Below are 23,591 nucleotides of genomic sequence, written 5' to 3'. Positions count from 1 at the left end.
CTTGGCGCCGGCACCAGCTCGAAAAATGCTTCCAGTCGGCTGCGTAGGCGCGGCGCGTGTTGGCCGAACTCGCCGCCTCGATATAATCGCGCGCGCGGCCGGCGAGCGCCTCAAGATGCGCAGGCAGGCTGGGATTGGCAATGGCTGGAAGGGGAGGGGACGAGGCTAGGTCGGCATCGCCCATCTGCATGACGATATCGACGATGTCGGGCATGTCGTCATCGCCGGAAGCAGCGGATGATCGTTGCGCGTCGCCAGCCATGCTCATGCCGCTTCGATATCCGTTTGGGAGAAGTCTTTGCCGATGAAAAGCAGCGGTTCATCCGCACGCTTTGCCAAAGCATAGGACAGGCAATCGGCAAAATTCAGCGCCGCCGGGTGGTGGCCCTTGCCGTAGGTCAGCCAACCCTGGGTCGCCAGATCAACCAATTCGGAGTCGACAGGAATGATGTCGGCCTCGATTTTGCGCAGCCAAAGATCGATCTCGGCCAATGCGTGTTCGCCGCGCCTGCTGACCAGCACCATGCGTGCCTCGAGCACGCAGGTTGCCGGGACCAGACGGATTGGGTCCAAGACCAGCGCTCGTTCCAGCCTTGCTGCCTCAGGCTCGCTCCGAAGGATCGCTACAACAGCTGAGGTGTCGATCACCATCAGTTAGGGATTCCATGCTCGTCATACCCGATGATCTCCTCGTCGCTGCGACTATCCAGTTCAGGCAATCGTGCCACTCTTTCTCGGATGGCGCGCAATTCTGCCAGCAGACGCTCCTGAGCGGTCTCTCCAAAGCCCAAGCGATGCAAGCGCTCGCTCAGGGCCTGATGAATGGCTGCTGTCTTACTGATACCCTGGCGGCGTGCGAGTTCGTCGGCGAGAGCCACGGTGGCCGGATTTTTGATGTTCAGGGACACGAAAGACTCCAAAATTCTACCTTTCTGGCGTATTCTACCATGGTTCCCTAGCCCTCGTAAACAACGAATGATAATGCAACATTATCGTTCGTTGTGGAGCTACGACGGGCGCGGCGGTTTGTTCGCATTATCGTTGCCAGAAGCGCCGCGCTCGTTCATCCTCATTGACGATGATTCTTCGCCCCAAGCCGTCGCTCCGCCACAATGCTCACCCTGCCGGGATCGAACTGGTCACCACCGTGGCGCCGGTGCCGTCCTGGTTGCGACGGGCGGTCGACGGCCCGCAAAGCCTTGACGAGGCTGCGGTTGTGGCAGGCGCAACGATCGGCGCGCTCGACGCTGTCGTGCGCCGGCAGGAGCGATGGGCCGGCGCCTGGCGGCAGCGCTTGGCGCTTTCGGCGGCTGCGGCAACTGCGAAGCAGGCCGGCCGCGTCGAGGATGACGGCGCCCTGCGTGACGCGGTGTGTCTGACCCGTCCCGGCGATGACGTCGGGCCGGCCGGCCGCATCCTGCTCGCCTGGCGCCGGCTGACTTTGCTGCCGGCAGAGGATCTGCTGACGGAAGCTGTGCTCGCCGCCGCGCTGGACGAACTCGGTCACGGAGGCGACGACGAGGCGGTGAGCGATCTGATCGAGGATCTCCGCCAGCTTTCCGGGGCGGAGGGCGTTGTCGCGGTGCTGACCGGCGCCTTCGCGGCTGCTGAGCGCCATGGCTTCGGACGCAGTTTCGGGTCCTGGCTCGCCGACGTCCTGCTCGCGCAACGGCTGGGCTGGCAATATGCGGTGCCGCTGCTGGGAGCGCAGTCAGGATCGGGCGGGTACACGCGTGGCGTGCGACCGAGAATAACCAGCCTGGCGGAGAGGGACCAGGGGCCAGGCCGGGAGAGCGTGCAGAGCCTCCTTGTGGCTCAGGCGCGCGCCGCGCTGCGGGCCGTCGAGCTTTCGGCCGAGCTCGATCGTCGTGCCCAGCGGCTCATCGCCGTTGCACCGAAGCTGCGGGCAAAGGGATCGGATGCTGTAGTCGAAAAACTGCTCTCCGACGATGCGATTGTCGCGTCCCAGCCCATTCCTGGCATGAGCGAGCGAGGTCTGCGGCGCCTGTTTGACAGGCTGGTCGACTTTGGCGCCGTGCGAGAATTGTCGGGTCGGCCGACCTTCCGGCTCTATGGGCTGTAGCGATGGCGGACCGGACGGGAACTCAGCGAAAGGATAACCAGCGCTTGCTGGTCGATACCGAACTCGAGCACCTGCCGTCGGAGCTGCGCTGGCGTGAATGGATGGGCCGGATTGAGGCGGTCATCTTCGCCGCCAGCGAGCCCGTCATGCGTGAGACGCTGGCGCGGGTCGTCGGAAAGAGCTGCAACGTCGATCTGATCATCGACGACATTCGCGAGGAACTGCGCAACCGGCCCTATGAGCTCGTGTCGGTCGCCGGAGGATGGCAGCACCGAACCAGGAAAGCGTTTGCCGACGTCATTCGCGGTGCATTTGGCACAGCAACGGGCCAGGGCGCGGATAGAACGCGGTCAAAACCCCTGTCGCAGTTCGAGGCGCTGGTGCTGATGTGCATTGCATACTTCCAGCCGATCACCCGTGGCGAGCTGTCATCCTTCTTCGGCAAGGAGGTTTCACGCGATCTGATTGGCGTACTGCGCGAGCAGGAATTCATCACCTCGGGACCGCGCAGCCCACAGCCCGGCGCCCCCTACACCTACGTGACGACCAAAGCCTTCATGTCGCACTTCGGTTTCGACACGCTGCGCGACTTGCCCGATTTCGAGGCGCTCGAGGACGCCGGACTGCTCAGCAAGGAGAAGCTGCTGGCGGGAGAAATTCCGGCCGGGCTGGCGAGCGAGGAGGAGGAAGGCGAAGAGGAACATTTAGAGGCTGACCGCGTTGAGGGCCAAGTGCCCTAGAGGTCGTTGCGCCCTTGGCGAGAGGCGGCAATTCAGGGCCAGGACGACTGATCGTGCGGCAGCCGATGATCGGGATCATGGACCGCGACGCGATCCTCTTCGACAAGATTGGCCGAGAAGATCGCCAGATTGGTGCCGCCGGCATGGCGCAGCGACGGAAACAGGATACCGCGAAGCCCAGCCGTGATGACCAGGTCCGCGAGCTTCCACGATGGCGGGACCTTCCTGTCGATGCGGGCGATCTGGCGCCACGCACAATCCCATCCTTGCCAGATGTCGTCCCAGACATTTGGGTCGAACCCCTGCGAAAGGTCGGCGACCTCGGCGAGCGTGATCTTGTAGGCTGCAAGGGTGGCCGGCGGGATGATGCTGGCGCCCTGCTTGTATTCACCGAGGGCCGTTTGCGGCGCGCGTGACAGGTAAAGCGCCTCGACGCCCGGTCGATTGAAGCGGCCGCCGTCGATCGCCGCGCCCGCACCGCTGATGGGCAGGAATGCCCATTTGGGTGTCAGATAGCGGTGAAAGATCTCGTCCGGGCCGACGTGGGTGATTCTCACCCGCGCGCCCCGTTCTCGAGATCCCTGATGAAGGCCAGAACCGCCTCGACCTGGCCGTCCGCAACGAGCTCGGCCGCCGTGCGATGGCCATAGTCGGCGATGGGCTCGTTGCGATACCAGTAGATCGCCTTGTCGACGTTACCGGTGAGTTCCGTCGCGGCCGAAATCACCTTCACCATTTCGCGCATCCGGCCCTGCAGGCGTTCCGATGCGGGATTGCGCAGCGTGTTGCGATGAACACCGGTTAACTGCGCCAGGTTGGCCACCTTCACGCCGAGGGCCTGCGACAGGCGTTTCGGCGAGATATAGGGCGTGCGTGGTTCCTGCAAGCTATCGACAAAGCCTGAGACCACCGCGGAATGTGCGAGCTGTGCGTGGGTCATGGCAAATCTCCGACCTCTCATACGCACAATATATGCACATTAAAGCGCATAGCAAGTGAACAGAGGCCTTTCCTCATAGCGGTTGCCGCCCGGAAAATGCGGGCCGACTATCTCGGCGCCCTTCCGGTCGGGAGAATGACATGCTGGTCGGCATGGTGACCGACCGCGATATCGTGATGCGCGGTGTCGCCGAGGAGCGCTCAGCCGGCAACACGACCGTTCGCGAGGTCATGTCCGAGCATGTCTATGCCATTTGCGGATCAAGCGGATGATGCGCTTGTTGCCGATCCTGTGTTCGATGAAGCGAACCAGCCTTTCCTGACTGACCGTCCCGAAGAAGTTCTGGGTGTCGGCGTCTACGATCCAGTTCACCTCCCGTTGGTCAATCGCGATGTACAGGGCATCCAATGCGCCGTGTGGTCCTCTTCCGGGCCGGAACCCGTAGGAGAAACCGCAGAAGTCGCCTTCATAGATGCATTGAGCACCGTGACTGTTGCATCCTGAACGATCTTGTCTTCCAGTCGCTGTTTCCCATCCGCCTTCGGTATAACCCCCCCGCTGGACTCGTTTGTGCAAATACTCAAGCCGAAGCTCGAGGGCGCTGACGAGCCCCTCTGGCATCTTCCCCATTCCGCCGCTACCACCCCTTGGCTGAGAAGCTCGCACAATCGGCGACCATCGCCCTCATACGCGTCAATCCGATGGTGGGGGCCTTTCACGAAGTCCAATTACTAGCGGAAGGGACAGCACACAGAGTCCCGCCATCATGAGGAACCCGGGCGGGCCATAGGCTCCATAAAGCTGACCTGATACCCAGACAAGGCCCGCGGTGGCCAGCCCCGGGCCGATCGCGTAAAGGGCCTGCGCCGTGGCGGCAAGATGTGCCGGCACGCTGCTGGCGATAACACGCATACAGGCAAGATGCAGCAGTGCGAAGGTAATGCCGTGAAGCGGTTGCACGAACGCAAGCATCCAGATCGCCGCCGTTTCCGCTTCCACGACCCAGCGCAGAATTCCGGCCACCGCGGCCAGAGCAGCGGCCCCGGCCACGCCAAGCCGGCGCAGCAGGATCGGCCCGACCACAACGAACACCACCACCTCCGCTCCGACGGCTTCCGACCAAAGTATGCTGCTCGCCGCCGTGCCGACCCCGGCCGCCGTCCAGCGGATGACCGAGAAGGTGTCATGCATTGCATGGCTGCCATAGATCAGCGCCGCAATCATGACGATGCGCCGGAAAGTCGGGAGACCGAGCAGCTCGCGCAGCCCGCCGATTACGCTTTGCCCGACCGGGTCCGCAGCCCGCTCGGCGCCGGTGTCTGATTCCGGCACCAGCGCGGCGGCAGCCAACGCTCCGGCGAGCAGCGCGGCGTACATCCATATAATCGCATCCAGCTCGAAAACTCCGAGCACCTGGCCAGCCGCGAGGGTGCCAGCAACGAAGGCCGCTGATGCCGCACCCCGCACCCAACCATACTCAAAACCCGGCTCGCGCACCGATGCGCGCGCCGCAAGGGCGTCGGCGAGGGTTGTGATCGGTGCCAGCCCGGCTGACTGGGCCAGATAGACGACCAACAGAAGAAAGACGCCTTGCACGGCAGCCAGCCCAAGCGTCGCCGCTGCCGCGATCCCGATGCAGACCGCCAGGGTGATGCGGAGGGCACCGAGAAGATCTGCAATTCGATTGGCGAGCGGTCCGGCAATCAGCCGGGCTGCGTTGCCTAGCCCGAACAGAACGCCCAGCTCTTCAGGTGTCAGGCCGCGCGCCTCAAAATACCGTGGCCAGAACGGGGACGCTGTCCCGAATGCAGCATACATTGCGGCATAGAGCGCTAAAAATGCCAGCAGCGGGCCAAGGCGTGCCATGCCAAAGTTCTGCCACGGACGCGCGTCGCGCTACAGGGGGGATCTGGAGAATGATGCTTCTTCTGCGAATAAACTCGGCCCCGCTGAAGCGGCTTCGACACGCCACGTTGACCCAGAATATGATCACCTTGATGCCGGCGCTCGATGCCATGCCGGAATGCCCGCACCCCGCGAACATTCCGCAAAGATCAGGACCTAGGCCCTCAAGCCTTGCCTAGCCCGAACGTCACGATGGGTGATCTTCCCGGGAACATATTAGCAATTCGAGAGTTGGCGTCGGTGCAATACAAGGAGAGGTGTGCGCGTCGCCCGCTTTCGTTGAAGGCCGACTTTTCACTTTCACGATGTCCTGCAAAAATGAAGATCGCCCAGATTGCACCTCTTATCGAATCTGTACCCCCCAGGCTCTATGGCGGGACCGAGCGCATCGTTTCATATCTGACGGAAGAGCTGGTTCGACAGGGCCACGAGGTGACCTTGTTCGCCAGCGGTGATTCACGCACTTCGGCCGAACTGGTGGCGTGTTGCGATGTTGCACTGCGCCTGAATCCCAAGTCCCAAAACCATATTCCCTACCACATCATGATGCTTGAACAGGTCCGTAAACGGGCGGATGAATTCGATGCACTGCATTTTCATGTCGATGTTCTCCACTTTCCGATAATTCGAGAGTTCGCGCAGCGAACCGTTACCACGCTTCATGGCAGGCTCGACCTTCCGTTCCTGGCGCGGCTTTACGCGATGTTCGACGACATTCCGCTGGTCTCGATTTCCGATGACCAGCGCCGGCCCATGCCGCCGGTCAATTGGCTCGGAACGGTCTACCATGGCCTGCCGCGTGATATTCTTCCATTCCGGCGGAAAGCCTCGGGATATCTGGCATTTCTTGGCCGCATCTCACCGGAAAAGGGCCCGGAAGTGGCCATAGAAATCGCCGCCCGCGCTGGAATGCCGCTGAAGATCGCGGCCAAAATCGACGCGGTTGACCAATCATTTTGGGCGGAGCGAGTTGAGCCCCTGGTGCTTCGATATTCGAATGTCGAGTTCATTGGCGAGATCGATGAGCAGCAGAAGGCGGAGTTTTTGGGCAATGCGACAGCGCTGCTGTTTCCGATCGACTGGCCCGAACCGTTCGGCCTTGTAACCATCGAGGCAATGGCCTGCGGCACCCCGGTGATAGCCTTCAACCGCGGCGCCGTTCCAGAGGTCATCGATGATGGCGTGTCCGGATTGATAGTGGACAGCGTCGACGAAGCTGTGGAGGCTGTACGGCGGATAGGCGGTCTCGATCGCGCACGGGTACGGGAAACTTTTGAAAGGCGGTTCATGGTCGGGCGCATGTGCAGCGACTATATGGAGGTCTACCGCTCGCTCGCCGGCAACAAGCGATTTGCATTTGGCTCTCGAAATGGCCGCGCTGAAATGCAGCTGGTCAGGCCTGTTTGACCGAACCGGCCTAGAACCGATCGGCTTCGAGCCGCTTTTGATCGCGCTCTACAACAGAATTCGCCAATCATTCGCCAAGAATTCGAACGAGGCTCTCCGCGATCGCGCGCCGAGTGCGGGATTGATGCGAGACGCTGTTGATGAGGATGGTTCGGCGCCGGCCTTGATGGGCAAGCATGTGTGCCTGCGCCGCCCAAGTCTCCACCGCCCAAGTCTCTTTCGAACAGGAGGGCTGACATGACCACTGAAGTCGAAGAACGCAAGCTTGATCCAGCTGTGGCTCTCCCGGCGCTCGACGAATCGGCGCCGCGCGAGCCGCATAGGCAATTTGCTCTCAAGCACGAGGACTGCTTCATCGTCGCGGACAGCTATGGCGACATACGAGGCACCGGCGACGGACTTTTCCGCGACGACACGCGTGTGCTGTCGCGCTTCCGTCTGTTCATCGGCGGCCGCATGCCCTCACTGCTTGGCGCCTCGCTATCGCAAGATAACATCCTATTCACCGCCAATCTTACAAATCTGGCCACCATCGGGCCGAACGGTAGTGAAACGCTGCCGGGCGTCGTGCACATCGATCGGACCCGGTTCATCTGGCAAGACCGCATGTTCGAGCGCGTCATCTTCACGAATTACTCCGCGCGCGAGGTGCTGCTGCCGGTCCGGTTCGACTTCGACGCCGATTTCCGTGACATGTTTGAGGTGCGCGGCACTACGCGCAGCCGGCGCGGTCGCGCGCATGACGCGCTAGTGGGCGAGTCAAGAGTGACGTTTCGCTACGAGGGTCTCGACAATGTGGAGCGCCAATCCGTCATCGCGTTTTCGATGACGCCCCATCAGATGCACCCCAATCACGCCGAGTTCCTCATTGTGGTGGGGATGCGCGACAGCAGAGCGCTCCATCTGGAGGTCGGTCACAGCGAGGAAATCCCGTCCAGTGATCGCTTCCGCGCGGCCGCGGCGCGAGCGCGGTTTGCCATGCGCTCAAAGCGTCGACAGGGCGCCACCGTCTTCAGCTCCGGCCGCGTGTTCAATGACTGGCTCACGCGCACGCGCGCCGACATAGCGTTGCTGACCACTGATCTGGAGACCGGGCCTTATCCGTACGCCGGTATTCCCTGGTTCTCGACCGCCTTCGGCCGCGACGGCGTCATTTCCGCCTTGCAAATGCTGTGGCTCAACCCTGACCTTGCCCGCGGGGTCCTGGCGTTCCTTGCCCGCTATCAGTCGACAGAGACTTCGATATTTGACGATGCCGAGCCCGGCAAGATCATGCATGAAACGCGCAAGGGGGAGATGGCTGTGCTGCGAGAGCTACCGTTCGGCCGCTACTACGGCGGCGTCGACACCACTCCGCTCTATGTTTACCTGGCCTGGTCCTATGCCGATCGCACGGGCGATGACGAGTTCGTCGATCGCATGTGGGACTCGCTGTGTGCGGCCATCGCGTGGATGGAGGAGGTAGGAGCCCGCAACGGAGAGGGTTTCGTGACCTACAGCAGGGCGGCAGATACGGGGCTTTTCAACCAGGGCTGGAAGGACAGCGCAGACGCTATCTTCCATAGCGATGGGACGATACCCAGGGGACCAATCGCACTGGTCGAGGTGCAAGGTTACGTCTTCGCAGCCTATCAAGGCATGGCTGCGCTGGCCGCCAAGCGCGGCGATGTCGCCAAGGCAGCGCACTGGAGCGGCATGGCAGAAAGGATCCGCAACGCAGTGGAGACGCAGTTTTGGATGTCAGACCGCAATTTCTATGCCTTGGCAATCGACGGCGAAGGCAAGCAATGCGCGGTGCGCGCCTCCAACCCCGGTCACCTGCTTTATGTCGGGCTACCGTCAGCTGAACGGGCGCAATCAGTTGCCGAGCAGCTGTTATCAGCCCATCTCCACAGCGGTTGGGGCGTTCGGACTTTGGCCGACGACGAGCTTCCATTCAATCCGATGTCCTATCACAACGGCTCGATCTGGCCGCACGATACGGCAATCTGTGCCGCTGGGCTCGCCCGCTACCAGGAGCGCACCAGTGTCGTGAAGCTTATGAGCAGCATGTTCGAGGCGGCGGTCCGTTTCAACATGCGGCTCCCGGAGCTATTCTGCGGGTTTACGCGTGCGATCGGTGATGCGCCAGTGGCCTATCCCGTGGCTTGTCTGCCACAGGCATGGTCCGCCGGATCCGCCTTCATGATGCTGCAAGCCTGTCTGGGGATTCGGATCGATGGTTGGAAGGGCGAGATCAATGTCGAACGCCCTCGGCTGCCGATAGGCATCGACAACATCGTCCTCCGGCACTTAGCGGTCGGTGACGTGAAGGTCGACCTCACTTTTCAGCGCGTCGGCGACCGCATCGTCTGCTATCTCGACGAGCGACATGAGGGCCTCGTGCCGCTGGTTGTGCGCTCTTAACTGTGGGCGGCTGCAAAAAAATGGTCGTGCATCAGGCAACCGAGCCCCACCCGACCGGGCTCCAGAGCGGTTGTACGTCTTTTTGGCGAAGGGCGGTTTCGGTAAGATAGCCGGAGCGCAGGCCGTGGGCGGAGAAGGCTTGCGGGTCGAGCCCGGCCTCGGCGACGCGGCGCTTCAGCACCAATTCGGCAGCCTGCAAGGGTTTGTCCGATTCCGAACAGTTAGGCGGAGGCTAGGCCGAAGTGACTTTGCTCCTCCTCGCCGTAAGCACCGTGTGTGAGTTTTATCATTCCAACGCGATCGACGATTGCGATCTCGCCGCGTTTGGCGTGAACCAGCCCCCGATGTTCAAGCATTTGGAGGGCGGTGGTAACGCCGGGGCGCCGGGCACCAAGCATGGTCGCCAGAAATTTATGCGTCAGGTAGATCTTGTTTCCTTCGGCGCGGTCTTGGACCATCAGCAGCCAGCGGGCCAACCGCTCCTCGATTTTGGAATGGCCGTTGACCAGCGCGGTCCGGGACGAGTGCACGAGGAACGCGTGGGCATAGCGAAGCAGCGACTCGCGAAGGGACTGGCTTGCTGCAATCGCAGCGCGAAGGTCTTCAACGGGCAGAATCCAGCCATTGCCGGCGACCTGGATATAGGTTTCATTGGGAGATCTGTCTTGGCCGAGGATAACGGCAACCCCTGTCATGCCATCGTGGCCGACGATGCCGACTTCGCTTTGCCGCCCACCGGTCATGGTGGCGACCACCGATGCAATGCCCATCTCTGGAAAATACACACGCTCGATCGGCTGATATGCGACCTCCAACTGGTCTTTGATGTCGAGTTCGACGTGATGTTACCCGGACACCGATTGCAGGCCATTGCTAACGACCGCTCCTTATGATTGGGAAATTTTCTTCGGAGGTGAGTTCGATCTCGCCTTTGACTGCGGTAATCCAAATGGGCCGAAAGATATCGACGCGGTGCTAGTGTTGCAATCGTTCGGCACCCCAGTTTGCTCTCCAAAGCTGCTGGAGAGAGGGGTGCCACTAACCTCTCCTGCCGACCTGGTTCACCATAACCTGCTGCATGAAACGTCTGATCGGCACGATTGGAAAGTTTGGGCTGGGCGATTTGTGCCGAACCTTCTTGACGTGAACTCGGGTGAGGTCTTTCCCAGTGCCGATATGGCCTATCGTGCCGCGGCCATGGGCCAGGGCGTCGCGATCGGAGACCTTCTCTGTGCTCCACGAAGAGATCACCAAGGGAGAACTGGTCCTGCCGTTCAAGGATATGCAGATCTCTGACGACACGGAGGCTATTACTTGTGTTGCAGAAGAGATTGCTGGACCGACCCTCGTATCGCCGCATTCCATCAGTGGGTATCGGCCGAGGCAACGTGGTCCTGAAGGCCGGGACGGTCAGGCGCGCCCCAAACGGCGACAATCGGGCGCGGCCATTTAAGTCGCATAGCATCGTATCCTGGAACTTCGAGGTGTCTACTCATAGAACACTGCATGGGGATGCCTTCAAGATCGTCCAGACACTACACGGTCACGTACTGGTTGCGCCTTGTCAGATGTGGCCAGCGTTCTCGCTGTTGGCGGACCACGGCAATTGTCCGCGAATGCGGCTAACGCTTCGAACTGGCGATGGAAACAGCTGGCCTGGAAACCCGCGCGAAGGGGGTGCTTCCCACCTGCGCAGTCCGTGGAGCTTAGCGCATTAGATCGGCGGACAAACGCAGCGGGAACTTTTAGCCCCTCGCGTCCATTTCCTGATCGATGCCCTGGAGAGTTCCGCCATGAATGTCAGCGATGAAAGGACTGTATCGCTTTGGGCGGCAACCGAAGTCGCGCCTGAGGCGGTTCCGCTCGAGCGGAGTGAACAGGTCGATGTCGTGGTCGTCGGATCTGGCATTGCCGGAACTGTCGGTCGCCTACGAACTGGCCGTCGCCGGGCAAAAGGTGGCAGTGCTTGATCGCGGCCGGATCGGAAGCGGCATGACGGCACGCACCACCGCGCATCTGTCATCGATCTGCGACGATTATTTTTCGGAACTGATCAAATTGCGCGGCGAGGAACTGGCGCGGATTTACTACCGAAGCCAGTCGGCCGTTATCGCCCGTATCCAAGCAATCCAAGAGGCGGAGGGTATTGCGTGTGATTTCCGCCGCCTCGACGGCTTTCTGTTTCCGGCGTCAGGCAGAAAGGAATCCGTCATCGAGCGCGAACTGGACGCCGCTCTGAAGATCGGAGTCGACGTCGAGAAAATCGTGGGCGTGCCGCTTGCTGGGTTTTCGGACGCGCCCGTCCTTCGTTATTCCAATCAGGCGACATTCCACCCGCTCAAATATCTCCGCGGGCTGGCTGCCGGCATCCGCGCGCGCGGCGGCGCGCTTTATGCGGATACCATCGTCGACAAACTCGAGGAGACTGACGGCGGCGTGCGCGTAACCACGGTCTCAGGCTTTGCCGTGTCTGCCAAATCGGCCGTTGTCGCCACCAACTCGCCGATCAACGATCGGGTGGCGCTCCACACCAAGCAGGCGCCGTATCGGACCTACGCGATGGCATTCGAGATCGCGCGCGACATTTTGCCGGATGCACTCTATTGGGACACGCTGGACCCCTATCACTACGTCCGTCTGCAGCCTGGCGAAGGCAAGACCGACTTTCTGATCGTCGGTGGTGAGGATCACAAGACAGGGCAGGCCGACGACGCCGACGACCGCTTCGCTAGCCTGGCGGCCTGGACCAAAGGGTTGGTGCCCGATATCGGCGCGGAAGCCAATCGATGGTCCGGGCAGGTAATGGAGACCGTCGATTACGCCGGATTCATCGGCCGTAATCCCGGCAACGGGCACGTCTTCGTTGCTACCGGCGATTCCGGTCAGGGCATCACCCATGGGGTTGTGGCCGGCCAATTGATTTCCGACCTGATCCTGAAAGGGGAAAGCCCCTGGCGGGAACTTTACGAACCCTCTCGCAAGACGGCACGCGCGATCGGCGATTATTTGGCGGAGAATGCGACAGCGATCAGGAGTTTTGCCGAGTATGTCGCGCCTGGTGAAATTGATGCCGCCGATAAGCTGCGGCCCGGACAGGGGGCTATCGTCCGCCAGGGGCTTACCAAAGTCGCTGCCTTTCGCGATGAGGACGGCACGCTCTACAAGCGATCGGCCGCATGCACCCATATCGGTTGCCATGTCCATTGGAACTCGCTGGAACGCTGCTGGGACTGCCCCTGCCACGGCTCGCATTTTGCCGTCGATGGCACGGCTTTGAACGGACCGGCCGTAGCGCCCCTGGCTTCGATCGAATAAGCCAATCGGCGTTCGCTTGTGTATTGGCGCCGAAGCACCGGCCAGCGCAAATGACGCCTATGACGTAGATATGACTGGTCATAAAAGGCTACATCGATGCAGTTGTGATCTCTAGCTTCTCGACAAGACGAGAGACATCAGTCGCCCATAATCAGCTCAAGGTCATGGCTCGGATTCGAAGCACAACATTTGGCGAAAATGCGCGACAACCGAAGGAACATTTATCGAGTTTTACGGGGTTAGAAAGGCTGGCCCGCGATCAGGTGCCAACAGGTGATACCGGCGGGCTATTGGGAGGAAGTCAGGATCCGTGTCACGCCTTCAATTCATATTTCGCGCCGTCGCGCGTTGCAGTTCGGCTTGGGAGCAACCCTCGCCACCACCACGGGCCTGACGCCGGTTTCTCGCGCCTATGCCCAGGAGGACGTGCAGGACGAAGACATTTTCCGCTTTGCGCTCAACCTCGAATATATGGAGGCTGAATACTATCTCCGCGGCACCACCGGAAAAGGCATCGACGCAGCCGATGCCGGCTCGAAATCCGGCGACGTCGTTGGCGGAAAGCAAGTCTCGTTCGAGACGCCGGCCATCGGCGAATTCATGCAGGAAGTTGCGGAAAAGGAACTCGCGCACGTCCGATTTTACCGCAAGACGCTTGGAAAGAACGTCGTCGACAGGCCGGCCATCGATTTCGACGCAGGGTTCAAAGCCGTCGCGGAAGCGGCTGGTCTCGGTGCGGACTTCGACCCCTTCGGCAATGAGACGAACTTCGTTCTCGGCGGGATGTTGTTCGAGGATGTCGGCGTCACCGCCTATGCGGGTGCGGCGACAGTTCTAAAGAACAAGGATTTTCTCGCCGCCGCTGCAGGCATTCTTGCGGTCGAAGCCTATCACATGGGAATGGCGCGATCGACGCTATACCGGAAGGGAGAGGAAGCCTGGAAGGCCGCCAACGCTGTCTCCGATGCCCGAGACAAAATCGACGGATCGGACGATAAGGACGAGGGGATCCAGGTGGACGGAAAAGCCAACATCATTCCTTCAACGCCGGACGCAATCGCCTTCACCAGAAAACCGCAGGAGGTGCTCCGGATCGTCTATCTCAACGACAAGGACGGAGTGAGCAAGGGCGGCTTCTATCCGGAAGGGATGAACGGCACGCTCAAAAGCACCTGAGCCGCTCGCGACAGGCGATCAGATCGCCGGAAGACGCGGGGCGGGTTCACGAGCGCAATGATCGTGGCAATACGTCTGCATGACGATCCCGATGCAAAACCTCCCGCTGGAGCCCAGGACAGGATTGGATGACCGTCCGGTTTGATTTCGAGCCGCGACCTTGCGGCGTAAACGGCAAAGTCAGGAAATGGCGCGTCCCGCGGGTAGCAATCGGCTCGATGGAACGACCGCTTCGGGACCAACCAGACGATGCTGCTCTTGTGCTCGTCGGGTGAGCCGGGCTACCATCCGCTCGCCCTGTCCGTCCTGCGCCTCGAGGCCCTCGAGGACGGACGGGTCGCGGAGGTCGTCGACTTCGAGGTGCCGATGAGTTTTCCGCTGCCGCGCGGTTTCAACAAGGACGAGGTCGAACATAGGGAGGTCGGATGGAGGTCGCGACTGAGCAGGAGTGGCAGGCCGCCCGCAAGGAGCTGCTGGCGGCCGAGCGGGAGCTGGCGGCGCACGAACGGCGCGTCACCAAGCAGCGGCGTGAGTTGCCCTGGGTTCCGAGCACTACGCTTTCGCCACCGACGACGGGCCGAAGTCCTTGCCGGAGCTGTTCGATGGCCGCGCGCAGCTCCTCATCTATCACCTGATGTTCGGGGAGGACTGGAAGATGGCGTGCCCGGGCTGCACCTCGGTCGGCGATGGGCTGGGCGGCATGGTCACGCACGTGAACGACCGCGACGTGACGCTCATCGCGATGTCGCGGGCGCCGCTGGAGAAGCTGGTGGCGACTAAGGCACAGCGCGGGTGGACGATGCCCTACGTGTCTGCCTACGGGCGACGACTTCCTGTTCGACTACGGCTTCGCGTTCCGCCGGGAGGAGATGTCCGGAATCGTCCGCGACGAGTTCGACATGGGGCAGCTGCTCCGATGTTGCTGATGGCCGGCGACTTCGTGCTGGTTCCGGAAATCTTCTCGTTCACGATGAGCAGCCTGGAACCGCCGCCTCGCGGAGCCCTTGCCCAACGTCTTGAGACCAGCCCGGGTGTCTTCCGGCTCGGTGACCCAGAAGCGACCGCCGAAATCAAGGCGATGGTTGGCCATTGTGCCTTTGGCTCGGATGACAAGACTCTTCTCGTCTCGTTGCTACCAGAGGTTATCCACGTCCAGGGCGAAGAGCGGCTGATGATGCTGGTCGGGATGATAAACGACGAAACGAGAGCCGACCGGACCGCCCGTGAGATGGTGCTTCACCGGTTGTTGGAGGTGCTGTTGATCGAAGCTTTGCGTTCAACGGCAAGCGCCGCGGCCCCACCCGGTCTCCTGCGCGGTATGGGCGATCCGCTGCTGGCACCGACCTTGCGCCGGATTCACGCGGATCCAGGTCGCAGCATGACGGTGGAAACACTCGCGCGGGATGCTGCCATGTCCCGTTCGACCTTCTTCGATCGTTTCCGGAGGGAGGTTGGCGTGGCCCCGATGGAATACGCGATCGGCGGCGCATGGCGCTGGCGAAGGAATTCCTTCGCAAGGATGTTGCCACGGCGGAGATTGCGCAACGCGTCGGTATGGCTCGGCAAGCGCCTTCAGCGTCGCGTTCAGTCGGCATGTGGGAATGCCGCCCGGCGCCTATTCGCGGGTAAACACCGCTGGGTAACGCCGGCCCGATTGCAAAATGTGGAGCAGGCTGCTTTGGCCCCTCACTTGCCGATGTAGGTCGCCAGTTCATCGGGCGTTCCGTTGGGAAAAGCCTGCTTCAGAAAATCCAGGAAGGCAGAAACGCGCGCGCTCAACAGACGCCGCGACGGGTAAAGCGCCCACAGCGCGATCTCGGAACCTTCGATATCACCCCAGTGCAGCAAAGTGCCGTCGGCCAGGTCGTGACTCACCAGCGAAATCGGCATACGAGCAGCGCCTACGCCGGTTCGCACGGCATCCCGAACCATGATGAGGGACGACAGTGCGAGAATGGGCTCGATCCCGATCGTCGCGGATCCTTCTGAAGTCACGACGTTCCAGGTCTGCCGATCGCTGGCCCCACGCACGACACCTGGCACCGAGAGATCTGCGGCCGGCCGGAGCAGATCGGGGCTTGCCACGACGACCAGGCGATCATGCAGAAAGGCTCGGCCGACAAGACTTTCGTCTGGGTCTGGATTGACCCGGATGACCAGATCATAACCTTCCTCGATCATGTCCACGGCTCGGTCCTCTGTCGTGACTTCCAACCGCACGTCGGGATATTTCAATGCAAAGCCCGCCGCGATCCTGCCCATGGCTGTCTGCGAAAACAGCAGCGGCGCGCTGATCCGTAACCTGCCGCGCGGCTTGTCCCCGCCCGCCGCGATGGTGGCCGCCGTTTCGTCGAGCTCCGTCAGCAGAGAGGCTGTCCGCTCATGAAGGGCGCGTCCTTCCTCAGTGAGTTTGAGGTTGCGCGCGCCACGTTCAAAGAGCCGAAGTCGAAGGGCAGCCTCCAGTTCCGTAACCCGTCGGGACAAGGTCGCTTTGGGACGGCCGGACGCCCGCGACGCTTTGCCGAAGCCACCGTGACGCGCGACAACGTTGAAATCGGCAAGGGCGACGAGATCCATAATCGTTCCACCTGTGAGACGAACTGTCCAAATTAACAGCCTATTGGTTTAAGAATGAACCAGCCATATTCCGGGTGTCAAGCAATACCAACCCGGAGAAAATCCAATGACCATTCTCGTTACCGGCGCCACCGGCAATATCGGCGGCCAAGTCATCCATCACCTCGTCGACCGCGGCGCTGATGTCCGCGCTCTCGTCCGCGACCCCTCCAAGGCCAATTTTCCGGCAGGTGTTGCCGTCGTCAAAGGTGACTTCCTGGACGTCGACTCCCTACGTACCGCCTTCGACGGTGTCTCGACGCTCTTCCTGCTGAACGCTGTCGCACCAGACGAGTTCACCCAGGCTTTGATCGCCCTCAACGTCGCCCGCTCGGCTGGCGTCGAACGGATCGTCTACCTGTCAGTCATTCACCCGGACGTCTACGTGAACGTGCCGCACTTCGCCGGCAAGTTCGGCGTCGAGCGGATGATCGAGCAGATGGGCTTTCACGCTACCATCCTGCGCCCGGCCTACTTCATCCAGAACGATCTGACGATCAAGGACGTCATCGCTGGCTACGGCGTTTACCCGATGCCCGTCGGCGACAAGGGGCTTGCCATGATCGACGTTCGCGATATCGCGGAGGTTGCTGCCCTTGAGCTGCTGCGCCGCGAACAGGCCGCACAGCCGCTCCCGATCACTCGCATCAACCTGGTCGGTCCCGATACCCTTACCGGAGCGGATATCGCCGCGATCTGGTCGGACGTGCTCGCTCGCCAGATCAACTATGGCGGCGGCGATACGGCTGCCTTCGAGCAGAACCTCAAGCAGTTCATGCCGCCATGGATGGCCTACGACATGCGCATGATGGGCGAGCGATTTTTGACCGATGGCATGCTGCCCGAGGGCAGTGATGTCGAGCGCCTGACGACGCTTCTTGGACGTCCGCTCCGCTCCTACCGCGACTTTGCCTCGGAAACCGCCGCCTCTGCCTGAGGCAATCAGCCACAATTTCAAACAACAAAGGACCATCAACATGATCTATTCGACCGCAACCGTCCCGGTGAATCCGGAAGGCGAAACAAAGCTCACCCGGGAGCAAGTATGGAACGGTTTGGAACTGAAGGCGCGCGACGCGCGCCTGTTCCTCCCGCCGGGTCTCTGCACCCGCTGCGATGTCGTGGAGGAAAGTGATACCCACTTCGTGCGCGAAGCCACCATCGCCGGCTCTGACATCAGGGAGATCATCACCCTCGAGCCGCAGAGCAAGGTCACCTTCTTCCAGGCGACCGGCCCACGCGAAGGCGCCATTATCAATGAGCTTTTCGAGGACGAAGCCGGCGCACTGCAGCTGAAGTTCTACTGCTACCTCGGCCTGCGCGGCAAGGAGGCTGATGGCCCAGAGGAACAGGCCGAGCAGACGCAGTTCGACAGCGACAAGGGCTACAAGTCGGCCCTGCTGTCGACGCTGAAGCGGACCCGCGAACTGCTCGCAGAGGGCCGCCTCTGATTATCACCAGCATCCAAACCAACAGGGCGGCCTCCTGAGAGGCGCCAGGCTTTCAAGAGGACCAAAATCATGACCACACCCGTTGTCCCTGAAACACGTTTCGCCGCCGTACCGAATATCCTGGTGCTCGGTGCCACCGGGCCGACCGGCCGCCATATCGTCAGCCAGGCCGTAAGCCGCGGCTACGATGTCACCCTCCTGGTGCGCTCGCCGGAAAAGGCCGCAAACATGAGGGAGTGAAGATTGTCGTTGGAGACGCCCGTGACGAGAAGGTGTTGCGCCAGGCCGTCAAGGGTCGCGATGCCGTGATTAGCGCACTCGGCACACCCGCAAGCCCATTTCGCGAAGTCACCCTTCTTTCGACCGCGACCCGAGCGCTTGTCAGCGGCATGAAAGCGGAACACGTCTCGCGTCTCGTCGCCATCACCGGTATGGGCGCTGGGGACAGCGCAGGGCACGGCGGTTTCCTCTTCGACAAGCTGATCTTCCCTCTGCTCCCGCGCAAGGTTTACGCCGACAAGAATCGTCAGGAGGCAATCATCAAGGGCAGCGATCTGGATTGGACTATTGTCCGTCCTTCAGTTCTCAACAACAAGCCTGCACGCACCACGATCCAGACGCTCACGAACTTGAACCAGTTCCGCGGAGGCTCCATTTCGCGCGAAAACGTTGCGGCCTTCGTGCTGGATCAAGTCACCACGGATCGGTGGCTACATAAGTTGCCGTTGATCACCGGGTAGGGTTGGCTTGAACGGCCTATCAAAGCGAAAACCGCCAGCGCGACGATTGCGGTCAAACGAGCCGCGACGCATAGCTGCACTGCACAAAAATTAAGTGCAGCGTGATTCGTGCATACAGACTTCAGTTGATGCACATGGCGGCTTCCTCCCAGGTCCGCCGCAGCAGCTGTTCCCCTCTGGAGGTCCATGACCTTCACACGTTATGGGCCGCGGTTTTCCGTCGGCCCTTTTTTCTTTTTCAGAACCAGGTCGCAATGGCGTTGCGGACGCTGAAGGAAGGCGGGGCAAAGCCCCGCGATCGTCCTATTCGAAGGCTGCCATTTGGACAGTTGCGGCCTTTTGGTCGACCGAGTTTGCAGGCTGCTCGACCGGGCGAGCGTAGGGCTTCCAGGTTTCGCCTGTGATGTCCTCGTAAGCCGAGACGGCACCTTCGGCTGCTATGCGAAGCACGTGGGCCTGCAGGCCCATGTCGGCTGCGAACTCGCGCTTGCGTTGGGCGCGATTATCGAAGCCTACCGGGCCGTCCAGGTCCTCGTCTCTGGTATCGAGAGTTTCGTGGTCAGATCACGGGCCTCGCTGACCGCGCGGCTGTAGAATTGCCCGGCGCCGTCGGCGGAGCCGACGAACGACCCGACGATGCGCTGCATGCATGGCCAAATCAGGACGATGCCGATCACCAGGACTACGCTGGCCGTCATGGCGATCGACCGAAGCAGCCCCGGGCCAAAGCGGGGCACGGCGAGCTGCTTCGAATAGTAGCGGTTTTCGGCTTCGGCGTTCATCGGCGACCGACGAGCCGAAGTTTGAAGGTTCGCGGCAACGAGACTGTAGATGTCCATGACGTCCTCCATCCTAGGTTCATCACAGACATCCTGACACGAGCAGCGGCTTTGACCTGTCATGCGCGCCGACGACAGGAGCCGAATTCCAGTCACATCCGGAGATGGACATCCCCGAGCGGCGCGCCAAACATCAAAAGCTGTGGAGTGTCGGCTCTCAGTGAAGCGAACCTTCGAGTGACCGCTACCGGCTCAAGTTGACCAAACCGGACCTTGCTGGGCCGATTTGGCGGCTCGTAAGCAGACGTTGACCGAAACCAGTGACTTTGACCCTCTCGCGACCCACGGAAAGTTGAACGTCTCTCCCTAAGCTGACACTCAAGAACACGCGTCGCAGCAGCCGGATTGGCTGGACGGAGCCAAGTATGATCACCCAATGTCGGATTGAAGCCTCCCGATCGTCCTCGATAAGAACCAGCTTGACGGAAGAATATCGAGGAGGAGGAGAGTTCTAATGGTGAACAAGGAGCGTGACGCTGAGGCACACATCCAGGCGCTTATCGAGCGCTGGGCGAACGCCGTGCAGCAGCAAGACCTGGAGACGATCATGGCGGATCACGCGACGGACCTCGTGATGTTCGATGTCCCACCCCCGAACGAACTTCGTGGAATTGAGGCTTACCGGGATAGCTGGGGTCCGTTCTTCGACCACTTCAAATACGGCGGCGTTTTCGCGATCGAGCGGCTGGATGTCACGGCGGGCGACCGGGTTGCTTTTGCAACCGCATCGCTGCGGTGCGGTACGAAGGACGAGCTTGAAAAGGATCCGGCAACCCGCCTTCGCCTTACCGTCGGATTGCGGAAAGAGGGTGACCGCTGGATCATCGCTCACGAACACCACTCGTACGCATACAAGTCGGACTGAGCAGCGCATCGGAGTAATCCAGCGATCGAAACAGCGGTGGCAATTGACCAGCCGCTTGGCGGACAAGGAGATCAAGGAATGCCGTCAGAGAACAAGATCGGTACAATTTCCGACCCAGGTGGTGCGACTGGCGGTGCCGTAGCGTGTGCTCTCGAGCTCGGTGAGGCCGTCACGAGCGACATAACCGCGCCCAGAGCGACACGCCGCGAATGATTCGGGCTCGCAGTTATCGCGCTGCCGTGCCTGCTCTATTCCATGGACCTGACGGTTTTGAACTTGGCTGTGCCGCGTTTGAGCGCCGACTTGAAGCCGTCGAGTTCGCAACTTCTCTGGATCCTAGACATTTACGGCTTTCTGCTTGCCGGATGCCTGATCACGATGGGCACGTTGGGCGACCGCATCGGCCGCCGCAGACTGCTTTTGATCGGCGCGGTGGCATTTGCAATAGCTTCGGTCTTCGCAGGGTTCTCCACAAGTGCCGGAATGTTGATCGTTTCGCGTGCGCTGCTCGGGATTGCCGCGGCGACGCTTGCACCGTCCACCCTTTCGTTGATCCGCAACATGTTTCTCGACCCGAGGGAGCGTACGGTTGCGATCGGCGTCTGGATCGCCAGCTTCTCTGCGGGCTCTGCCATCGGTCCGTTGGTCGGGGGCATCCTGCTGAGCTATTTTTGGTGGGGCTCCGTGTTCCTCGTGGCGGTACCGGTCATGGTTGCGCTGCTGGTGCTTGGTCCGATGGTCCTGCCCGAGTATCGCGATCCTGAAGCGGGTCGGCTCGACATCTTGAGCGCTGCGCTATCGCTTGTCGCCGTGCTTTCGGTGATATACGGCATCAAGGATATCGCCGAACACGGCCTCCGCCCGGAGGCGGCGTCCGCCATTCTCTTCGGTGTGACTGTCGGCGCGGTTTTCGCCGTGCGCCAACCGCGGCTGACAAACCCCTGATCGATCTGCGGCTCTTTCGCTCGCGCCTTCAGCGCTTCATTGGCGGTCAACGTTCTCGGCTTCTTCGTCGCGTTTGGCTCGTTTCTCTTCATCGCGCAATACCTGCAACTGGTGCTGGGGATGGGACCGTTTGTAGCGGGCCTGTGGACCGTGCCTTCCGCCGTTGCTTTCATCGCCGGTTCGACGCTGACGCCAATCGCGGTTGGCAGGGCTCGCCCGGGCTATGTGATGGCGGCCGGCCTTGCGCTTGCGGCAGCCGGATTTCTCATTCTCACCCGCAGTGGTGGTCAGGCCGATCTCGCGATCGTCGTCATAGGCTATAGCGTCTTCTCCCTAGGTCTTGCGCCGGTGTTCACGTTGGCCACCGACCTCATCGTGGGGACCGTTGAACCCGAGCAAGCCGGTGCGGCCTCCGGCATCGCGGAAACCAGCAGCGAATTGGGTGGCGCGCTCGGCATCGCGATCCTTGGCAGCATCGTCACCGCCATCTATCGCAGCGGCATGACCGGGATGGTTGCGGACGGGGTATCCGAGCAAGAAATCAGTGTTGCCAAGGACACGCTGGGAGGCGCCGTGGCAGCTGGGCTCGCCTTGCCGGAGGCGCTCGGTTCCGATCTGCTCGGCAAAGCGCGGGAGGTGTTCACTCAGGCGTTCCAGATGACTGCCGGCATCTGCGCGTTGGTGGCGCTGGCTGCAGCCATCCTTGCGGTGGTCTTGCTGCAAAACGTGCGAGCACAGTCTGAGGCTGGACAGTAGCCAGCGAAATCTACGACACCGATTGAACCTTGAGCCCCAAGCACGACACGGTGTCATCGAACAGGAGGAGGATACTCATGGCGGTTCTCAAAACATCAGAGCCTGAAGGTCCAGACGAGACAACTCCCCGGCCGTGGGCGCGAAAGATCGCCGCGATCAGGAAAGCCGGACGGATCGTCGCCCTGACCGGGGTCATACTGCCGCTTCTCATGATCGGCGGGATGAAGTTCACGACGGTCGAGATCGAGGCGTTGAGACCGCTGATCGGCGGCACGCCTTGGCTCGCCTGGATGTATCCAGTCTTTGGTGAGGCCGGTGCCTCTTATGTGCTTGGCGTCGTTGAGATCGCGACCGCGCTTCTGCTGATTGCCTACCCCTGGTCGGCGCGCGCCGGTGTGACCGGCGGGGCCTTGGCCGCGCTAATTTTCCTGGTCACCTGTTCGATCATGATTGTCCTGCCGATCTGGGAGCCTGCGCTGGGCTTTCCAGCGCTCGGTCCCCTCGGCCAGTTCCTAATCAAGGATATCGCGTTGCTCGGCATCGCGCTTGTCGTACTGGGCGAAAGCCTGAACAGATTGGACAGAGGGGCTACCTAAGCGAATCCAAGTCGAAGGCGAGTGGCAGAACATGTCATCCATTTATACGGGCCAAATGGCGGGGCTCCACCTTACCGCGCCCTTCGACTCGCTTGGGACAAGCCCGCGAGTCCGAAAGCGGGCCGGTGTTCATGCTTTGATTTTTCTATCGTATATCGGTGCCCGCTTAATGTTCAGGGGCCACAATGGGCAGTTTCGCGACCACCGCATCATGGCGGCTGCTGCAGCGTATTTCTGACCCAGCCTATGGGGCTATCCGCTTGCCGAATTCTGAGCCAGAGCGCATTGAAGTATATCTAAATGAGCCGAGCGGGAGGGGGATATGCCCGTTGCTCGTGTTTATCTGCGGGTCAGTACGCAAGGGCAGGATCTTGATCGCCAGGAATCGATCATCGCTGGGGCGAGGGATGCCGGGTACTACATCGCCGGCGTCTATCGCGAGAAGGCGTCCGGCGCTCGCGCCGACCGGCCGGAGCTGCTGGCGAGTACGGCACCGGGGCTAGCCGCTAATATATTGCACGCTGTCTTTGCCGCCCATTCCGGCATCCCGAGCATCGCACTCGAAGTGCTCGAGGGAAACGACGGGGCAATGGCCTTTTACCGCAAACATGGTTCGAAGTGGTCGATCGCAGGGCCGCGTCGCACGGTGCAGAAGGCCATGCATCGTTGATTATGCGCAAACTGCTATCGCGCGCCTGGTCGGAACTCGCGCATCGAACAGTCATCACGTCTTCCGTCCCCAGCGCACCGGCGGCCTCCCCGCTCGCAATCCAAATAGACGTCTTTCAGCTGTTTGATTGGCATGTCAGCG

The 23,591-nt window shown here is 61.2% G+C and carries 22 protein-coding genes and 8 pseudogenes; 19 read left to right on the top strand and 11 right to left on the bottom strand.

The window, feature by feature from the left end; all coding sequences use genetic code 11:
* From NKJ20_RS31305 to NKJ20_RS31295, 3 genes and pseudogenes are all read right to left on the bottom strand, one after another.
* Positions 1–268: pseudogene (locus tag NKJ20_RS31305) on the bottom strand (integrase); the annotation flags it as partial.
* Positions 265–651, bottom strand: coding sequence for a type II toxin-antitoxin system VapC family toxin (locus tag NKJ20_RS31300; RefSeq protein WP_352690994.1), 387 nt, complete (start codon positions 649–651; stop codon positions 265–267). The pseudogene NKJ20_RS31305 and the gene NKJ20_RS31300, both read right to left, overlap by 4 nt.
* Positions 651–908 (bottom strand): type II toxin-antitoxin system VapB family antitoxin, encoded by a 258-nt coding sequence (locus NKJ20_RS31295; RefSeq protein ID WP_031195575.1) that lies wholly within the window; start codon positions 906–908, stop codon positions 651–653. Before NKJ20_RS31295 ends, NKJ20_RS31300 begins: the two co-directional genes overlap by 1 nt.
* Positions 909–1,078: 170 nt before the next feature.
* Here NKJ20_RS31295 and NKJ20_RS31290 point away from each other — a divergent pair, with 170 nt between their 5' ends.
* Positions 1,079–2,083, top strand: a complete 1,005-nt coding sequence (locus NKJ20_RS31290; RefSeq protein WP_352450413.1) for a DUF1403 family protein — start codon at positions 1,079–1,081, stop codon at positions 2,081–2,083.
* A 2-nt stretch (positions 2,084–2,085) separates the two neighbouring features.
* Positions 2,086–2,823 (top strand): SMC-Scp complex subunit ScpB, encoded by a 738-nt coding sequence (scpB, locus tag NKJ20_RS31285; protein ID WP_352749335.1) that lies wholly within the window; start codon positions 2,086–2,088, stop codon positions 2,821–2,823.
* 32 nt (positions 2,824–2,855) lie between these two features.
* Here the strand turns inward: scpB and NKJ20_RS31280 are convergent, their stop codons facing one another.
* Together NKJ20_RS31280 and NKJ20_RS31275 are read right to left on the bottom strand one after the other, a co-directional pair.
* A complete protein-coding gene (locus tag NKJ20_RS31280; RefSeq protein WP_352450323.1) occupies positions 2,856–3,380 on the bottom strand; it encodes an RES family NAD+ phosphorylase in 525 nt (174 codons plus the stop codon).
* Complete coding sequence (locus NKJ20_RS31275; protein ID WP_352450324.1) at positions 3,377–3,763, bottom strand: hypothetical protein; 387 nt, start codon at positions 3,761–3,763, stop codon at positions 3,377–3,379. The genes NKJ20_RS31280 and NKJ20_RS31275 overlap by 4 nt, the downstream gene beginning before the upstream one ends.
* Before the next feature lie 140 nt (positions 3,764–3,903).
* Here NKJ20_RS31275 and NKJ20_RS31270 point away from each other — a divergent pair, with 140 nt between their 5' ends.
* The gene (locus NKJ20_RS31270; RefSeq protein ID WP_352450421.1) at positions 3,904–4,035 is read left to right on the top strand and encodes a CBS domain-containing protein; all 132 of its coding nucleotides are present in this window, start codon (positions 3,904–3,906) and stop codon (positions 4,033–4,035) included.
* Positions 4,010–4,267, top strand: a complete 258-nt coding sequence (locus NKJ20_RS34270) for a hypothetical protein (protein WP_502894554.1) — start codon at positions 4,010–4,012, stop codon at positions 4,265–4,267. The genes NKJ20_RS31270 and NKJ20_RS34270 overlap by 26 nt, the downstream gene beginning before the upstream one ends.
* Before the next feature lie 189 nt (positions 4,268–4,456).
* Here the strand turns inward: NKJ20_RS34270 and NKJ20_RS31260 are convergent, their stop codons facing one another.
* Positions 4,457–5,629 (bottom strand): MFS transporter, encoded by a 1,173-nt coding sequence (locus tag NKJ20_RS31260; protein WP_352725954.1) that lies wholly within the window; start codon positions 5,627–5,629, stop codon positions 4,457–4,459.
* A 357-nt stretch (positions 5,630–5,986) separates the two neighbouring features.
* On the opposite strand from NKJ20_RS31260, the gene NKJ20_RS31255 reads away from it, so the two are divergent.
* From NKJ20_RS31255 to NKJ20_RS31245, 3 genes are read left to right on the top strand one after another with little or no spacing between them, the layout of a single operon-like run.
* Positions 5,987–7,075 carry a glycosyltransferase family 4 protein gene (locus NKJ20_RS31255; RefSeq protein ID WP_352450326.1) on the top strand — a complete coding sequence of 363 codons (1,089 nt, stop codon included), beginning with the start codon at positions 5,987–5,989 and terminating at the stop codon, positions 7,073–7,075.
* Complete coding sequence (locus NKJ20_RS31250) at positions 7,038–7,316, top strand: hypothetical protein (RefSeq protein ID WP_352450327.1); 279 nt, start codon at positions 7,038–7,040, stop codon at positions 7,314–7,316. The genes NKJ20_RS31255 and NKJ20_RS31250 overlap by 38 nt, the downstream gene beginning before the upstream one ends.
* Positions 7,313–9,481 (top strand): amylo-alpha-1,6-glucosidase, encoded by a 2,169-nt coding sequence (locus NKJ20_RS31245; RefSeq protein WP_352450328.1) that lies wholly within the window; start codon positions 7,313–7,315, stop codon positions 9,479–9,481. Before NKJ20_RS31250 ends, NKJ20_RS31245 begins: the two co-directional genes overlap by 4 nt.
* Positions 9,482–9,566: 85 nt before the next feature.
* On the opposite strand, the pseudogene NKJ20_RS31240 reads toward NKJ20_RS31245, so the two are convergent.
* A pseudogene (locus NKJ20_RS31240) lies at positions 9,567–9,677 on the bottom strand (integrase); the annotation flags it as partial.
* A gap of 25 nt (positions 9,678–9,702) precedes the next feature.
* A complete protein-coding gene (locus NKJ20_RS31235) occupies positions 9,703–10,296 on the bottom strand; it encodes a Crp/Fnr family transcriptional regulator (protein WP_352450329.1) in 594 nt (197 codons plus the stop codon).
* Positions 10,297–10,351: 55 nt separating this feature from the next.
* Between NKJ20_RS31235 and NKJ20_RS31230 the strand changes: the two genes are divergently transcribed.
* From NKJ20_RS31230 to NKJ20_RS31220, 3 genes and pseudogenes are all read left to right on the top strand, one after another.
* Positions 10,352–10,777 carry a LysR substrate-binding domain-containing protein gene (locus NKJ20_RS31230; protein ID WP_352749330.1) on the top strand — a complete coding sequence of 142 codons (426 nt, stop codon included), beginning with the start codon at positions 10,352–10,354 and terminating at the stop codon, positions 10,775–10,777.
* A 497-nt stretch (positions 10,778–11,274) separates the two neighbouring features.
* Positions 11,275–12,796 (top strand): annotated as a pseudogene (locus NKJ20_RS31225) (FAD-dependent oxidoreductase).
* Positions 12,797–13,072: 276 nt separating this feature from the next.
* A complete protein-coding gene (locus tag NKJ20_RS31220) occupies positions 13,073–13,972 on the top strand; it encodes a ferritin-like domain-containing protein (RefSeq protein WP_352749338.1) in 900 nt (299 codons plus the stop codon).
* A 180-nt stretch (positions 13,973–14,152) separates the two neighbouring features.
* On the opposite strand, the gene NKJ20_RS31215 is transcribed toward NKJ20_RS31220, so the two are convergent.
* Positions 14,153–14,386, bottom strand: a complete 234-nt coding sequence (locus NKJ20_RS31215) for a hypothetical protein (protein ID WP_352749327.1) — start codon at positions 14,384–14,386, stop codon at positions 14,153–14,155.
* A gap of 11 nt (positions 14,387–14,397) precedes the next feature.
* Between NKJ20_RS31215 and NKJ20_RS31210 the strand changes: the two are divergent.
* Positions 14,398–14,738 (top strand): annotated as a pseudogene (locus NKJ20_RS31210) (DUF899 family protein); the annotation flags it as partial.
* 147 nt (positions 14,739–14,885) lie between these two features.
* Positions 14,886–15,615, top strand: a pseudogene (locus tag NKJ20_RS31205) (cupin domain-containing protein); the annotation flags it as partial.
* A 43-nt stretch (positions 15,616–15,658) separates the two neighbouring features.
* On the opposite strand, the gene NKJ20_RS31200 reads toward NKJ20_RS31205, so the two are convergent.
* The gene (locus NKJ20_RS31200; RefSeq protein ID WP_352450334.1) at positions 15,659–16,549 is read right to left on the bottom strand and encodes a LysR family transcriptional regulator; all 891 of its coding nucleotides are present in this window, start codon (positions 16,547–16,549) and stop codon (positions 15,659–15,661) included.
* Between the two features lie 106 nt (positions 16,550–16,655).
* On the opposite strand from NKJ20_RS31200, the gene NKJ20_RS31195 reads away from it, so the two are divergent.
* From NKJ20_RS31195 to NKJ20_RS31185, 3 genes and pseudogenes are all read left to right on the top strand, one after another.
* Positions 16,656–17,525, top strand: a complete 870-nt coding sequence (locus NKJ20_RS31195) for an SDR family oxidoreductase (RefSeq protein ID WP_352450335.1) — start codon at positions 16,656–16,658, stop codon at positions 17,523–17,525.
* A gap of 40 nt (positions 17,526–17,565) precedes the next feature.
* Positions 17,566–18,039 (top strand): SRPBCC family protein, encoded by a 474-nt coding sequence (locus tag NKJ20_RS31190; RefSeq protein ID WP_352749324.1) that lies wholly within the window; start codon positions 17,566–17,568, stop codon positions 18,037–18,039.
* Between the two features lie 69 nt (positions 18,040–18,108).
* A pseudogene (locus NKJ20_RS31185) lies at positions 18,109–18,779 on the top strand (NAD(P)-dependent oxidoreductase).
* 303 nt (positions 18,780–19,082) lie between these two features.
* On the opposite strand, the pseudogene NKJ20_RS31180 reads toward NKJ20_RS31185, so the two are convergent.
* Positions 19,083–19,426, bottom strand: a pseudogene (locus tag NKJ20_RS31180) (hypothetical protein); the annotation flags it as partial.
* A gap of 646 nt (positions 19,427–20,072) precedes the next feature.
* Between NKJ20_RS31180 and NKJ20_RS31175 the strand changes: the two are divergent.
* The 4 genes and pseudogenes from NKJ20_RS31175 to NKJ20_RS34260 all read left to right on the top strand — a co-directional run bounded on the left by NKJ20_RS31175 (position 20,073) and on the right by NKJ20_RS34260 (position 23,450).
* The gene (locus tag NKJ20_RS31175; protein WP_352749322.1) at positions 20,073–20,483 is read left to right on the top strand and encodes a YybH family protein; all 411 of its coding nucleotides are present in this window, start codon (positions 20,073–20,075) and stop codon (positions 20,481–20,483) included.
* Positions 20,484–20,711: 228 nt separating this feature from the next.
* Positions 20,712–22,184, top strand: a pseudogene (locus NKJ20_RS34265) (MFS transporter).
* Between the two features lie 77 nt (positions 22,185–22,261).
* Complete coding sequence (locus NKJ20_RS31160; protein WP_352450340.1) at positions 22,262–22,780, top strand: YkgB family protein; 519 nt, start codon at positions 22,262–22,264, stop codon at positions 22,778–22,780.
* A gap of 322 nt (positions 22,781–23,102) precedes the next feature.
* Entirely contained in the window at positions 23,103–23,450 is a 348-nt protein-coding gene (locus tag NKJ20_RS34260) for a recombinase family protein (protein WP_502902844.1), read from the top strand.
* Positions 23,451–23,591: the final 141 nt, after the last annotated feature.

Source organism: Mesorhizobium sp. M0185, from assembly GCF_040322175.1.
Taxonomy (GTDB): domain Bacteria; phylum Pseudomonadota; class Alphaproteobacteria; order Rhizobiales; family Rhizobiaceae; genus Mesorhizobium.
This window is presented reverse-complemented; position numbering and strand designations above follow the sequence as displayed.